The organism is Streptomyces cinereospinus (genome assembly GCF_042430725.1).
Lineage (GTDB): Bacteria > Actinomycetota > Actinomycetes > Streptomycetales > Streptomycetaceae > Streptomyces > Streptomyces cinereospinus.
Genome location: NZ_JBHMCY010000002.1, coordinates 19,722 through 32,955, shown reverse-complemented (window position 1 = coordinate 32,955; position 13,234 = coordinate 19,722). Strand labels below are relative to the sequence as shown.

General features: G+C 72.8%; 11 protein-coding genes. 5 read left to right on the top strand and 6 right to left on the bottom strand.

What is annotated here, in order from left to right; all coding sequences use genetic code 11:
- Positions 1 to 110: 110 nt before the first annotated feature.
- The 4 genes from ACFF45_RS01195 (at position 111) to ACFF45_RS01180 (ending at position 5,083) form a co-directional block, all read left to right on the top strand.
- Positions 111 to 1,463 carry a DUF2252 domain-containing protein gene (locus tag ACFF45_RS01195; protein WP_381340634.1) on the top strand — a complete coding sequence of 451 codons (1,353 nt, stop codon included), beginning with the start codon at positions 111 to 113 and terminating at the stop codon, positions 1,461 to 1,463.
- 79 nt (positions 1,464 to 1,542) lie between these two features.
- On the top strand, positions 1,543 to 2,238 hold the full coding sequence (locus tag ACFF45_RS01190) for a hypothetical protein (protein WP_381340632.1): 696 nt from the start codon (positions 1,543 to 1,545) through the stop codon (positions 2,236 to 2,238).
- Positions 2,239 to 2,384: 146 nt separating this feature from the next.
- On the top strand, positions 2,385 to 3,185 hold the full coding sequence (locus ACFF45_RS01185) for a DsbA family protein (protein WP_381340629.1): 801 nt from the start codon (positions 2,385 to 2,387) through the stop codon (positions 3,183 to 3,185).
- 236 nt (positions 3,186 to 3,421) lie between these two features.
- Entirely contained in the window at positions 3,422 to 5,083 is a 1,662-nt protein-coding gene (locus tag ACFF45_RS01180; RefSeq protein ID WP_381340627.1) for an alkaline phosphatase D family protein, read from the top strand.
- Between the two features lie 21 nt (positions 5,084 to 5,104).
- On the opposite strand, the gene ACFF45_RS01175 is transcribed toward ACFF45_RS01180, so the two are convergent.
- Positions 5,105 to 5,674 (bottom strand): dienelactone hydrolase family protein, encoded by a 570-nt coding sequence (locus ACFF45_RS01175; protein WP_381340624.1) that lies wholly within the window; start codon positions 5,672 to 5,674, stop codon positions 5,105 to 5,107.
- Positions 5,675 to 5,781: 107 nt separating this feature from the next.
- On the opposite strand from ACFF45_RS01175, the gene ACFF45_RS01170 reads away from it, so the two are divergent.
- Positions 5,782 to 6,903, top strand: a complete 1,122-nt coding sequence (locus ACFF45_RS01170; protein ID WP_381340621.1) for a mechanosensitive ion channel family protein — start codon at positions 5,782 to 5,784, stop codon at positions 6,901 to 6,903.
- A gap of 316 nt (positions 6,904 to 7,219) precedes the next feature.
- Here the strand turns inward: ACFF45_RS01170 and ACFF45_RS01165 are convergent, their stop codons facing one another.
- The 5 genes from ACFF45_RS01165 to ACFF45_RS01145 all read right to left on the bottom strand — a co-directional run bounded on the left by ACFF45_RS01165 (position 7,220) and on the right by ACFF45_RS01145 (position 12,699).
- On the bottom strand, positions 7,220 to 8,806 hold the full coding sequence (locus ACFF45_RS01165; RefSeq protein ID WP_381340619.1) for a Na+/H+ antiporter: 1,587 nt from the start codon (positions 8,804 to 8,806) through the stop codon (positions 7,220 to 7,222).
- 115 nt (positions 8,807 to 8,921) lie between these two features.
- Positions 8,922 to 9,443, bottom strand: coding sequence for a GNAT family N-acetyltransferase (locus ACFF45_RS01160; RefSeq protein ID WP_381340616.1), 522 nt, complete (start codon positions 9,441 to 9,443; stop codon positions 8,922 to 8,924).
- Entirely contained in the window at positions 9,440 to 10,384 is a 945-nt protein-coding gene (locus ACFF45_RS01155) for an RluA family pseudouridine synthase (RefSeq protein WP_381340613.1), read from the bottom strand. The genes ACFF45_RS01160 and ACFF45_RS01155 overlap by 4 nt, the downstream gene beginning before the upstream one ends.
- A gap of 64 nt (positions 10,385 to 10,448) precedes the next feature.
- Positions 10,449 to 11,120, bottom strand: a complete 672-nt coding sequence (lspA, locus tag ACFF45_RS01150; protein WP_381340611.1) for a signal peptidase II — start codon at positions 11,118 to 11,120, stop codon at positions 10,449 to 10,451.
- 97 nt (positions 11,121 to 11,217) lie between these two features.
- Entirely contained in the window at positions 11,218 to 12,699 is a 1,482-nt protein-coding gene (locus ACFF45_RS01145) for a TraR/DksA family transcriptional regulator (RefSeq protein WP_381340608.1), read from the bottom strand.
- Positions 12,700 to 13,234: the final 535 nt, after the last annotated feature.

The following is a 13,234-nucleotide window of genomic DNA, read 5'->3' as shown; positions in this document are numbered from 1 at the left end:
GTGGAGGCCGGGCGACGGGCGGGCACTCCGGCGTACCGTCGGACGTTGAAGGAGACGGAGCGGAGACTCCGCCCAGGTCAGGCACCGTGCGCACCAGGAGGCACCCAGCGATGTCGTTCCCGCAGCTCGACGACGAGCAACGCGGTGAGGAGATCCTCGCCGTCTTCGACACCGCCTTCGGCGAGCTGCTCGCCGCCGACCCGGCCGCGTTCCGGGTGAAGTTCCGGAAGATGGCGGCCTCGGCCTTCGCCTTCTACCGGGGCACGGCGTGCCTCTTCTACCACGACCTGGACAAGGAGGACGCCGGCCGGGCCACCGGCGGGGCGGCGGCCGGGCCGTTCCTGGACGAGCGCACCTCGCGGGTGTGGATCCACGGCGACCTGCACGCGGAGAACTTCGGCACCTACATGGACTCGCACGGCCGGCTGATCTTCAACGTCAACGACTTCGACGAGGCGTACGTCGGCCCCTTCATCTGGGACCTGAAGCGCTTCGCCGCCTCCGTCGCCCTCATCGGGTACGCGAAGGCGCTCAGCGACGAGCAGATCACCGAGCTGGTGACGGTCTACGCGGCCGCCTACCGCGAGCGCGTGCACGCGCTGGCCACCGGCGCCAAGAGCGACGAGGTGCCGCCGTTCACCCTGGACACCGCCGGGGGGCCGCTGCTGGACGCGCTGCGCGTCGCCCGCTCGCTGACCCGGTTCGGGCTGCTGGACTCGATGACCGAGATCCGTGACTTCGAACGCAGGTTCGCCCCCGGCGGCGGCTCCCTGGAGCTGGACGCGGCCACGCGCTACAAGGTGCTCGCCGCGTTCGACGGCTACCTGGAGACACTCCCGGAGTCCTCGCTGGCCCGCCCGGACTCGTACCGGGTGAAGGACGTCGTGGGCCGCCGCGGCATCGGCATCGGCTCGGCCGGCCTGCCGTCGTACAACATCCTGCTGGAGGGCAACAGCGACGCCCTGGAGAACGACGTGGTGATCTACGTCAAGCAGGCCCAGACCCCGGCCGTCTCCCGGCACATCACGGACCCGGCGATCCGCCAGTACTTCCAGCACGAGGGCCACCGCACGGTGCTCTCCCAGCGCGCCCTGCAGGCCCACGCCGACCCCTGGCTGGGCTGGACCGAGCTGGACGGGGCGGGCCAGCTGGTCGCCGAGGTCTCGCCGTACGCCGTCGACCTGGACTGGGGCGACATCGACGACCCGGAGGAGATCGCCTCGGTCGTCGCCGACCTGGGCCGGGCCACGGCCACCATGCACGCGGCCGCCGACGACGAGTCCGGCCACTCCGAGCTGGTGCCGTTCTCCACGGAGCGGGCGATCGACGCGGCCCTCGCGGGCGACGAGGACGGCCTCGCGCCGCTCCTGGTCGACTTCGCACACACCTACGGCGCACGCGCGCGTGCCGACCACCAGATCTTCGTCGACCTCTTCCGCAACGGCCGGATCCCCGGCCTGTGACCGTCCACCGGCCGCCCCAGGACTTCACAGCGACTCTTTAGGGGTCGCTTACCGGAGTCCGTGACACACTCTCCCCGCTATGGACATATCCGGGACACAGCTCAGAGCCGTACGCGCGGCGCTGTTCACGGCGATCGTCGTGACGCTCAGCACCGCGTCGCACGTGCTGCTGTCCCGGGTCCCGCTGCCGCTGGGCACGGTCGCGGCGATCGCCGCCGCCGTGTTCGTCATCGCGTACGCCCTGGCCGGCCGGGAGCGCGGCTTCGGCCGGATCGCCGCGCTGCTGATCCCGCTGGAGCTGGCCGCCGACACGGTGTTCACCGCCGGCCAGCACGCCTGTTACGGCCGGACGGGCGGCCCGGTCGCGGGCCCGCTGCGCTCGGTCGGCCTGGACGTGCTCTGCGGCGGCGGCGAGGTGGGCACGCCGCTGGCGCGGATGGCGGGCACCACCGGCACCGACCGGCTTGCCGCCGTCCTCGCGCACGCGCACCCGGGGACCGCCTGGCTGCTGCTCGGCGTCCACGTCGGCGTGGGCCTCATGGCGGCGGCCTGGCTGCGCCGCGGCGAGCGGGCCCTGGCCCAGCTGCTGAGCGCGGTGGCCGCGACCACGTTCCGGCCGCTGCTGCTGGCGGTCGCCGCCCGGACGGTCCGGCCCGCGGCACCGGCCCCCCGGCTGCCCCGCCCCGCGCGCCGTACGGCACCCGCGCGCGACCTGCTCCTGACCCACTCCCTGGGACGGCGTGGCCCGCCGTGCTCCCTCGCTCCGGCCGTCTGAACGGCCCACCGCCGGCCGCCGGCCGAGCGGCCCCGGACCTGAGCGGCACCCGGACCGCCGCCCGAGCACGGCGCCCCGAGCACGACCCACATCCCTCACACGTATCCCGCGTACGACATGTGCGCGTCCCACACGGAGATATCACCATGAGCAAGCGGAACAGCCAGGCGGCGAAGAACGCGGCCCGAGAGCGGCTGCGGGCCGAGCGCGAGCGTGACGCCAAGCGGGCCAAGGTCAAGCGTCAGATCGTCGTCGCCTGCTCGGTCGTCGGCGTCCTCGCGGTGGCCGGCGGCATCGGTTACGCCGTCGTGCGGTCCGGCGAGCCGACCGCCTGGGAGGCGGCCGCCGACGCCACGGTCGTCGCCCCGGCCAACACCTCCGGCGAGAACGGCACCACCGTCCTGCTCGGCGACTCCACGTCCGACAACGTCGTCCACCTCTACGAGGACCCGCGCTGCCCGGCCTGTGCCTCCTTCGAGCAGACCGTCGGCGAGACCGTCAACAAGGGCATGGAGGACGGCGACTACAAGCTCTCCTTCACCCTCGGCACCTTCCTCGACGGCAACCTCGGCGGCGAGGGCTCCAAGAACGCCCTGAGCGCGCTCGGCGCCGCGCTGAACGTCAGCCCCGAGGCGTTCCTGGAGTACAAGACCGCGCTGTACTCGGCGGAGTACCACCCGGAGGAGTCCAGCGACGAGTTCGCCGAGGACAGCTACCTGATCGAGGTGGCGGACACGGTGGACGCGCTGAAGAACAACAAGAAGTTCCAGGACGCCGTCGAGCAGGGCACCTACGACGCCTGGGCGGTGAAGATGAGCGACTCCTTCGACGACACGAAGGACGTCACGTCGACCCCGACCATAAAGATCAACGACAAGGTGATCGAGAACCCGAGCACCGTCGCCGAGTGGGAGACGGCTCTCAAGGACGCGGGCGTCACCGAGTAACGCGGCCGAAGTGACGCGGTCGCGAAGTGACGCGGTCGCGAAGTGACAAGCTCACGGAGCAACAAGCCCAGGGTGCAACACGCTCCCGGAGCAACACGGTCACGGAGCGACGCTCCGTCAGGCGGTGACGCCGTACGGAAGCGCGGCGGAAGAGCGGGCGAACTCTTGCGAGTTCGCCCGCTCCTGCCGTACGCGTCCCTTACCGAAAGCGCTACCGCTCAGTAATCTCATCGCCCGTGACCAGTCGCCACAGATCCCACACCAGCCCCGACATCCCCGCTCCGCGCCGCCGTACGGTCGTCAAGGCGGCCGCCGCCGGAGCCGTGCTCGCCGCCCCGCTGGCCGGCGCCCTGCCCGCCCGCGCGGCCGCCGAGACCCCCGCCTTCCTGCACGGCACAGCCTCCGGTGACCCGCTCCCGGACGGCATCCTGCTGTGGACCCGGGTGACGCCCACCGCCGAGGCGACGCCCGGCTCCGGGCTCGGCCCGGACACCGAGGTCAGCTGGACCGTGGCCACCGACAGGGCGTTCACGCACGTCGTGGCCAGGGGCTCCACCGTCGCCACCGCCGCCTCCGACCACACGGTCAAGGCCGACGTCCGCGGCCTCGCGCCCGCCACCGACTACTGGTTCCGCTTCTCGGCCGGCGGCACCGACTCCCCGGCCGGCCGCGCCCGCACCGCCCCCGCCGCCGACGCGGCGGTCCCGGGCCTCCGCTTCGGCGTCGTCTCCTGCGCCAACTGGGAGGCGGGGTACTTCGCCGCGTACCGCCATCTCGCCGCCCGCGGCGACCTGGACGCCTGGCTGCACCTCGGCGACTACCTCTACGAGTACGGCGCCGGCGAGTACGGCACCCGGGGCACCTCCGTGCGCTCGCACGCCCCCGCGCACGAGATCGTCTCCCTCGCCGACTACCGCGTCCGGCACGGCCATTACAAGACCGACCCCGACCTCCAGGCGCTGCACGCCGCCGCCCCGGTCGTCGCGATCTGGGACGACCACGAGATGGCCAACGACTCCTGGTCCGGCGGCGCCGAGAACCACACCGAGGGCGCGGAGGGCGCCTGGTCCGCCCGTCAGGCCGCCGCCAAGCAGGCCTACTTCGAGTGGATGCCGGTGCGCCCGGCCGTCGCCGGCACCACCTACCGCCGGCTGCGCTTCGGCAAGCTCGCCGACCTCTCCCTGCTCGACCTGCGCTCGTTCCGCTCGCAGCAGGCATCCCTCGGCGACGGCGACGTGGACGACCCGGACCGCACCCTCACCGGGCGCGCCCAGCTCGACTGGCTGAAGGCGGGCCTGGCGTCCTCCGACACCACCTGGCGGCTGGTCGGCAACTCGGTGATGATCGCGCCGTTCGCCGTCGGCTCGCTCTCCGCCGAGCTGCTGAAGCCGCTGGCCCAGTTGCTCGGCCTGCCCCAGGAAGGCCTGGCCGTCAACACCGACCAGTGGGACGGCTACACCGACGACCGCCGCGAACTCCTCGCCCACCTGCGGTCGAACGCGATCCGCAACACGGTCTTCCTCACCGGCGACATCCACATGGCGTGGGCCAACGACGTGCCGGTGAACGCCGGGACCTACCCGCTGTCGGCGTCCGCCGCCACCGAGTTCGTGGTCGCCTCGGTCACCTCCGACAACCTCGACGACCTGGTGCAGGTCGCCGAGGGAACCGTCTCCGCCCTCGCCTCGCCGGTGATCCGCGCGGCCAACCGGCACGTCCACTGGGTCGACACCGACCGGCACGGCTACGGCGTCCTGGACATCACCGCCGAGCGCGCGCAGATGGACTACTACGTCCTCTCCGACCGCACCGAGCCCGGGGCGACCGCCTCCTGGAGCCGCTCCTACCGCACGCGCAGCGGCACGCAGCAGGTCGAGCGGACGTACGACCCGGTGTAGCCACCGGCCGACGACCGCGGTTCAGAGGCTGTCGAGGAAGCCGAGCGCCACCCGCCAGGTGGCCTCGGCCGCCTCCTCGTCGTAGTCCGGCAGTTCGGGGTCGGTGTACAGGTGACCCGCCCCGGCGTACCGGTAGACCTCCACGTCCGCACCGGCCCGGCGCATCTGCAGGTACCAGGCGCTCAGCCAGTCGTCCGTCTCGAACACGTCCGGCTCGGCGACGTGCAGCTGCACCGGCAGGCCGTCCACCGAGGCGTTCGGCGCCAGGTCCGACGTGCCGTGCAGGAGCAGCAGTCCGCGCGCCCTGTCGTCGCCCAGCGCGAGGGTCTGCGCGACCGAGGCGCCGAGCGAGAAACCGGCGTACACCAGTCCCCGCTCCGAGTAGGGCGCGGCGGCCAGCACGGCCCGCTTCAGCAGCTCGTCCTTGCCGAGCTCCTCCTCGAACTCCAGGCCCTCCTCGACCGTCTCGAACGTGCGCCCGTCGAAGAGGTCCGGCGTCCACACCTCGTGGCCGGCCGCGCGCAGCCGGTCCGCCGCGGCGCGCACCGCCGGCCCGAGGCCGTAGGTCGAGTGAAACAGCATGACGTTCATGGGGCCATGGTGCCAGCCGGGTACGACATCGCAGGCCGGGGGCACTACCCCGATCCGCCGCGAAGTCACATGTTCACTGCCCCCCGTGACTGGTTACGTTCGAGGGCATGGAGAACCTGCTCCGCCCCCTGATAGTCATCGGCGGCTCGATCCTGCTCGGCCTGGTCATCGGCTGGGCCACGGACCGGCTGCTGCGCAAGGCCGACGAACGACACCCGGAGACCCCGCTGTGGGGCCTGCTGCGCCGCGGCCGCATCCCCTACCAACTGGTGCTGTGCGCGGCCACCCTGCGAGGGTCGTACGACGAGGCCCAGCTGCTCCAGGACCACCACGTCGGCGTCGGACGGACGCTCACGCTGGTCCTGATCGGATCGGCCGCCTGGCTGGTGATCCGGATCGCGGCGGCGGTCGTCGAGACGTCCTACTCGCGGTACGCCAACGGCCGTGCCCGGCGCGACCCGGCCCGGGTCCGCCGGGTCCGCACCCAGGTGACGCTGATCACACGGGTGGTCACGGCGATCGTCGGGGTGATGGCCATCGCGTCGATGCTGCTGACGTTCCCGGCGATGCGCGCCGCGGGCGCCTCCCTGCTGGCCTCGGCCGGCATCCTCGGCATCGTCGCCGGTGTGGCCGCGCAGTCGACGCTGAGCAACATGTTCGCGGGCCTGCAGATCGCGTTCGGCGACATGGTGCGCATCGGGGACACGGTCGTGGTCGACGGCGAATGGGGCACCGTCGACGAGATCACGCTGACGTACCTCACGGTCCGCACCTGGGACGAGCGCCGGGTCACGATGCCGGTGTCGTACTTCACGTCCAAGCCGTTCGAGAACTGGTCGCGCGGCACCCCGCAGATGACCGGCGTCGTGTACTGGCACCTCGACCACACGGCCCCGGTGGCCGCGATGCGCGACCGGCTCCGCGACATCCTGCGCGAGTGCCCCGCCTGGGACGGCCGCGCCTACGGCCTGGACGTGACGGACACCACGCCCAACACCATGGAGGTGCGGGCCCTGCTGACGGCGAAGGACGCGGACGACGTCTGGACGGCACGGGTCACGGTCCGCGAGCGGATGATCGCCTGGCTGATCAAGGAACACCCGTACGCTCTCCCCCGGGTCAACACGGCGGACGCGACCCTTGCCCCCGGCCCCAACGGCCACCGCCGCTCCCCCGACGGCACGGCACCCCGCCGAGCCGTCGAGACCCCGAGGCCGGACCGAGGCTGACCCCTCTCCCCTCCCGCCCGCCACCACGGCGCCGGGACCCAGGTACGGCACGCGACCGCGAGCGGCACGCCGTCGGCGCTGCCCGTACGCACCCGCACCTCACGACGCCGGGCCTCCCCCACACCCGCGCCACCGCCACCGCATCGGGGGCCCCGCGCACCCGCGCGGCCACGACACCGGGTCCCCACGCACCCACGACGGCGGGCAGCCGCCTACGGCGCCCGGTCCCCGCCTACGGCGCCCGGTCCCCGCGGGCGACGCCCGCCTCCTGCCCGGCCCGAAACGGGTGGTGCGCGGGTGGGAGAGGAAACCCCGCTCATCGCAGACTGCGGACGTCCAGCTGCCGCAGCACCCGGTCCACCACCTCCGGATCGGCCCCCACCTCACTCCGCGCGGCCAGCACCTCGTGCCGCGCCGCACTCAGCATCTCCCCCTCGATCCGCCGCAGCCGCCGCACCCGCCGCACCCGCCGCTCGTGCCCCTCGCGCCGCTCGTCTGCCCCCAGCTCCGGACTGATCCGCCACCCGATGTCCGACGCCCACCGCAGCATCCGCTCGGACACCTCGTCCGGCAGCTCCTCCCCCTCCTCGATCTCCCGCAGCCGGCGCTTCGCCGCCTTCGCGGCCCGCACCGCCAGCGCCCGCTCGGACTCCTTCTCGCGCGCCGTGTCCGCCCGCACTCCCAGCCGCCGTACCAGCCACGGCAGGCTCAGCCCCTGCACCACCAGCGTCACCATGATCACCGCGAACGCGAGGAACACGATCTCGTCCCGGTGCGGGAAGGGCGCCCCGCTCTCCGTCTCCCGCGGAATCGCCAGCGCCAGCGCCACGGACGCCACCCCCCGCATCCCCGACCACCACATCACCACGGTCTCGCGCCAGCTCGTCGGGATCTCCTCGTCGTAGTCCCGCCGGGCGTGCAGCCGCTGGGTGAGCCAGGTGGCCGGCAACAGCCACAGCAGCCGCACCAGTACGACGACCCCCACGATCGCCGCCGACCACCCCAGCAGTTCGCCCCACCGCCCGGACGCGGTCCGGATCGCGTTGTGCAGCTCCAGTCCGATCAGCCCGAACGCGACCCCGGTGACGAGCGTGTCCACGATGTCCCAGAAGGTGTGCCCGGCGAGCCGCGTCATCACGTCGTCGGGGTCACTGGCGTACTCGGCGAGGAACAGCGCGGTGGTGAGCACGGCGAGCACCCCGGAGCCGTGCAGCTCCTCGGCCAGCACATAGGCGGCGTACGGCACCAGCAGCGTCAGGCTGATCTGGAGGGTGGCGTCGCCGAGCACGTCCATCAGCCGGTTCGCGCCCCAGCCGAGCGCGAGTCCGACGGCCACCGCGACCACGGCGGACAGCACCAGCTGCCCGCCGGCCTGCCACGGGGAGAACGTGCCGCTCACGGCCGCCGCGATCGCCACGTGGTAGAGCACGATGGCCGTCACGTCGTTGAACAGCCCTTCGCCCTCCAGGATCGACACCAGCCGCCGGGGCAGGCCCAGCTGCCCCGCTACGGCGGTGGCGGCGACCGGATCGGGCGGGGCGACCAGCGCCCCGAGCGCCACGGCGGCGGCGACCGGCAGCCCGGGCACGATCGCGTGGGCGACGGCGGCCACACACATCGTGGTGACGAACACCAGCGCCACGGCCAGCAGGAGGATCGGCCGGACGTTGGCCGCGAACTGCCGCCAGGAGGTGCGCCGCACGGCGGCGTAGAGCAACGGCGGCAGCAGCAGCGGCAGGATCAGATCCGGCGGGATGTCGACGTTCGGCACGAAGTCGAGCAGCGCCAGCACGATGCCCAGCAGGGTCATCAGCACCGGCGCCGGCAACCGCAGCCGGTCCCCGACCGGGACGCTCACCACGGCCCCGAGCAGCAGCACGAACAACAGGGCCAACTGATCCACGGTCAGCACTCCGAGCTCTGGACGGTCGAACCCCCACCGAACGGTCAACCCCCCGCCAACCGCTCACAGGTGCCGAACGGCCAACCCCGACCGGCCGCTCACACCTGACGAACGGTCAACCCCCGGCCGACCGCTCAAGCCCGCCGAGCGGTCCGCCCCGCGCCGGACGCCGGAGCGAGCGCCGCATCGCCCGGTGCGCCATCCCCGCGTCGGAGAACTCCGGCCCGTACGCCACATACCCCAGCCGCTCGTAGAAACCCAGCGCGTGCGTCTGCGCGTGCAGATCGACGGCCGCCAAGCCGCGCACGCGGGCCGCGTCCTCGATGGCCCGCACCAGCGCGCCCCCGACACCGAGCCCCCGGGACTCCCGCGTCACCGCGAGCCGCCCGAGCGACCCCACCTCCGGGTCGCCCCCGGTCCTGGCCGCCGCCGCGGGACCGTACAGCAGCCGCCCGGTCCCGAGCGGCACGCCGTCCGCGCGCACGGCCAGCACATGCAGCGCGGTCGCGTCGTGGGCGTCGTACTCCACGTCCTCCGGTACGCCCTGCTCGGCGACGAAGACCTCCTTGCGCACGGCGAAGCACGCCTGGCGGTCGGGCTCCTCCTCGGCGACCCGCACGACGTACCCGGCGCTCATCCGTAGGTCTCCTCACGCACCTTGTCCAACGCGTCCTGCAGATCGTCCGGGTAGTCGCAGGCGAACTCCACCCACTCGCCGTCCCCGGGGTGCTCGAAGCCCAGCCGCACGGCGTGCAGCCACTGCCGGGTCAGCCGCAGCCGCTTGGCGAGCGTCGGGTCGGCGCCGTACGTCAGGTCGCCGACGCAGGGGTGGCGGTGGGCGGCCATGTGCACCCGGATCTGGTGGGTACGGCCCGTCTCCAGCTTCACGTCGAGCAGCGAGGCCGCGCGGAACGCCTCGATCAGGTCGTAGTGCGTGACGGACGGCTTGCCGTCGGCGGTGACCGCCCACTTGTAGTCGTGGCTGGGGTGACGGCCGATGGGCGCGTCGATGGTGCCGCTGGTCGGGTCGGGGTGGCCCTGGACGAGGGTGTGGTACCGCTTGTCGACCGTGCGCTGCTTGAACTGCCGCTTGAGCGAGGTGTACGCGCGCTCGGACTTGGCGACCGCCATCAGCCCCGAGGTGCCGACGTCGAGCCGGTGCACGATGCCCTGCCGCTCGGCCGCGCCGGACGTGGAGATCCGGTACCCGGCCGCCGCCAGGCCGCCGATGACCGTCGGCCCGGTCCAGCCGGGGGAGGGGTGCGCGGCCACGCCGACCGGCTTGACGATGACGACCACGTCCTCGTCGTCGTGCACGATCTCCATGCCCTCGACCGGCTCGGCCACCACCTGTACCGGCGGGGCCGCCTGCGGCATCTCGACCTCCAGCCAGGCGCCGCCGCGCACCCGCTCGGACTTGCCGACCGCCGTGCCGTCGACCAGCACCTTGCCCGCCGCGGCGAGCTCCGCGGCCTTCGTGCGGGAGAAGCCGAACATGCGGGAGATGGCGGCGTCGACGCGCTCGCCCTCCAGGCCGTCCGGCACGGGCAGGGTACGGATCTCGGGAATCGTGCTCACCCGTCGAGTATGCCGGACGGGTCCGACACCGCCGTACGCCAGCCCGCGCCCGGCCGTCCGGCGGTCAGTCCTTGTGGACCGTGCCGTCCGGGTCGAGGCCCTTGAAGGACAGCAGCACGATCAGGATGCCGCCGCACACGATCGCCGAGTCGGCGAGGTTGAAGACGGCGAAGTGCTTGGGTGCGATGAAGTCGATGACCGCGCCCTCGAAGACGCCCGGGGAGCGGAAGATCCGGTCGGTGAGGTTGCCGAGCGCGCCGCCGAGCAGCAGGCCCAGGGCGATCGCCCAGGGCAGGCTGTACAGCTTGCGGGCGAGCCGCGCGATCACCACGATCACCGCCGCCGCGATCACCGTGAAGATCACGGTGAAGGCCTCGCCGAAGCCGAACGCGGCGCCCGCGTTGCGGATGGCCTCGAAGCGCAGCCAGTCCCCGATGATCTCGACCGGCTCGTGGTGCTCCAGCTTGGCGACCACGATCATCTTGCTGATCAGATCGAGGGCGTACGCGAATCCGGCGACCGCGAACAGCACGGCGATCCGGCGCCGGCCCCGGGGCCGCTCGGCCGGGGCGTCCACCGTGTCCACCGCGTCCGTGCCGGACCCGTCGGCCGGGCTCCGTGCCGCCTCGGCGCCGGACCGTTCCTGCGGCGCGGCGTCGTCGCCGGGCCGCTGCTGCCCGGCCCGCGCCGCGTCCGGGCTGCCCGGCGTACCGATGATGCGCTCCGCCTCTGCCACGTGAGTCCCTCGACCTAGGTGCCTGACTGAGCACGAGGGTACGGCACGCCGTGGACGACGCACGTGCTCAGGAGGCATTCGGCGGCATCGGGGCCGGTCAGTACCGGCGCTCCTGCTTCTGCTTGCACTCGACGCACAGCGTGGCCCGCGGAAAGGCCTGCATACGGGCCTTGCCGATGGGGTTGCCGCAGTTCTCGCAGAGGCCGTACGTGCCGGCGTCGAGGCGTTGCAGGGCGTGCTCGGTCTGGGTGAGCATCTCCCGTGCGTTGGCGGCGAGGGCCAGTTCGTGCTCGCGCGTGATGTTCTTGGCGCCGGTGTCGGCCTGGTCGTCGCCGGCGCCGTCGCCGGAGTCCCGCATCAGGCCGGCCAGGGAGGCCTCCGCGTTGGCGATCTCGGTGCTCAGCCGCTCCGTCTCGGACGCCAGCTCCCCGCGGGCCTCCGCGACCTCGTCCGGGGTCCAGGGGTCCTCACCGGGGCGCACCGCGAGGTCGCCCGGCTCCGCCGCGGCGACGCGTGCCTTGGGTACGGCGGTCTTCGCCGTCGTGGCCTGCCCAGGGGTCTTCTTCGCAACCACCGTCGTGGCTCCCGTCTGCTTCGCGGCCCGCGCCGCGCCCGCCTTCTTGCCCGTACTCCCGCCCGCCCCCTCCTGGGCGCGCTCCCCCTCCCCCGCACCGCCCGCCTCCGGCGCCACGGTCCCCGCCTCAACAGGCCTCTCCACGACGGCCTCCTCCCCCTTCCCCCTGGACACCGCCTCCTCGCCCGCCGCCGACTTCTTGGCGGGCGGAGCCTTCCTGGCCGACACCCCCTTCCCGGCAGCCCCCTCCCCGACCGTCACCTTCTTGTGCCCGGCAGCCGTCTTGTGCTCGGCATCCCTGCCGGACGCCGTCCTCTTTCCCCCGGCCGCCTCCATCGCCACGGCCTTCTCCGCCGAGGCTCCCTTCCCGGACGCCGCCTTCTTGGCGGCTACGGCCTTCTTGCCCGGGACCGGCTTCTCGGCCCCCGCCTTCTTGGCCGACACCGCCTTCTGCGCGGCGCCCTCCCCAGCCGCCGCCTTCTTCCTCGGGGCCTCCGCCGCCGCCTTCTTCCTCGGGGCCTCCGCCGCCGCGGCCTTCTCGGCAACGGTCTTCTTTGCGACGGCCTCCTCGGCGACAGCCTTCTTGGCGACGGTCTTCTCGGCGACAGCCTTCTTGGCGACGGTCTTCTTCACGACGGACTTCTTGACGGCGGGCCCCTTGGTGGCAGGCTCCCCGACGGCGACCTTCTTGGCGACTGCTTTCTTGGCGGCGGTCTTCTTGGCGGCAGCCACCTCGGCGGCGGCCTTCTTCCCGACCGCCTTCTCGGCCACCGCCTTCTCGGCCTTCTCGGCCTTCTCGGCCACCACCTTCTTGGCAGGCGCTGCCGCGGGCGCCCCCCGCACCTTGCGCACCGCCTTGCCCACCGCACGCTTCGCGGCCGACGCCACCCCCTGCGTGCTCTTCTCGCCGTCCGACCCCTTGGCCGCTCCCGTGACCGCACCGCCGGAGGCGCGCGCGGACCCACCGGACGCCGACTGCTGTACGGCGGTCTTGTTCGCCACCATGGCCGCGGCCCCTTCACATATTGTGATCTTGCACGCGAAATCGTGCTGGGACGATAAATCGACTCAGGTCCCACGGCAACGGGGCACGCCGCCCGAATCGCCCGCCCCGCGGCCGCCACGCGGCCGGCATGCATGCGTTGTGCCCAGCTCCCCGCCGGGTAATCCGCCGAGCCGGACATCAGAGGATCCAAAGTAACATCACTGACCAATCGGGTTATATTACACCGACTCCTCCTGCCCCACCCCCCTCCGGAAATCCGGTCGGCCGCCGTCCGCCCCGCGCCGTACACTGGGCGGAGCGAAAAGCGTGGATGGGGACGAGTAGCGGCGTACGCAGCCCAGAGCGACCCGGGGACGGTGGAAGCCCGGGGGCGAGCGCGACGTGAAGATCACCCCGGAGCCGCCGGAAGAAAGCCCCGCCCCAGTGGCAGGGCCGGTAGAACCGGCATCGCGGCCCCAATGAGGGGGCTCACCGAGGCACGGCAGTGCGTCGGCGGGCCAAGGAGGGTGGTACCGCGGGAGCGCGCCGAAGGCG

Coding starts and splice junctions, on each gene's coding strand:
- ACFF45_RS01195 (WP_381340634.1), top strand. CDS start 111: ATGTCGTTCCCGCAGCTCGACGACGAGCAACGCGGTGAGGAGATCCTC.
- ACFF45_RS01190 (WP_381340632.1), top strand. CDS start 1,543: ATGGACATATCCGGGACACAGCTCAGAGCCGTACGCGCGGCGCTGTTC.
- ACFF45_RS01185 (WP_381340629.1), top strand. CDS start 2,385: ATGAGCAAGCGGAACAGCCAGGCGGCGAAGAACGCGGCCCGAGAGCGG.
- ACFF45_RS01175 (WP_381340624.1), bottom strand. CDS start 5,674: ATGAACGTCATGCTGTTTCACTCGACCTACGGCCTCGGGCCGGCGGTG.
- ACFF45_RS01170 (WP_381340621.1), top strand. CDS start 5,782: ATGGAGAACCTGCTCCGCCCCCTGATAGTCATCGGCGGCTCGATCCTG.
- ACFF45_RS01160 (WP_381340616.1), bottom strand. CDS start 9,443: ATGAGCGCCGGGTACGTCGTGCGGGTCGCCGAGGAGGAGCCCGACCGC.
- ACFF45_RS01145 (WP_381340608.1), bottom strand. CDS start 12,699: ATGGTGGCGAACAAGACCGCCGTACAGCAGTCGGCGTCCGGTGGGTCC.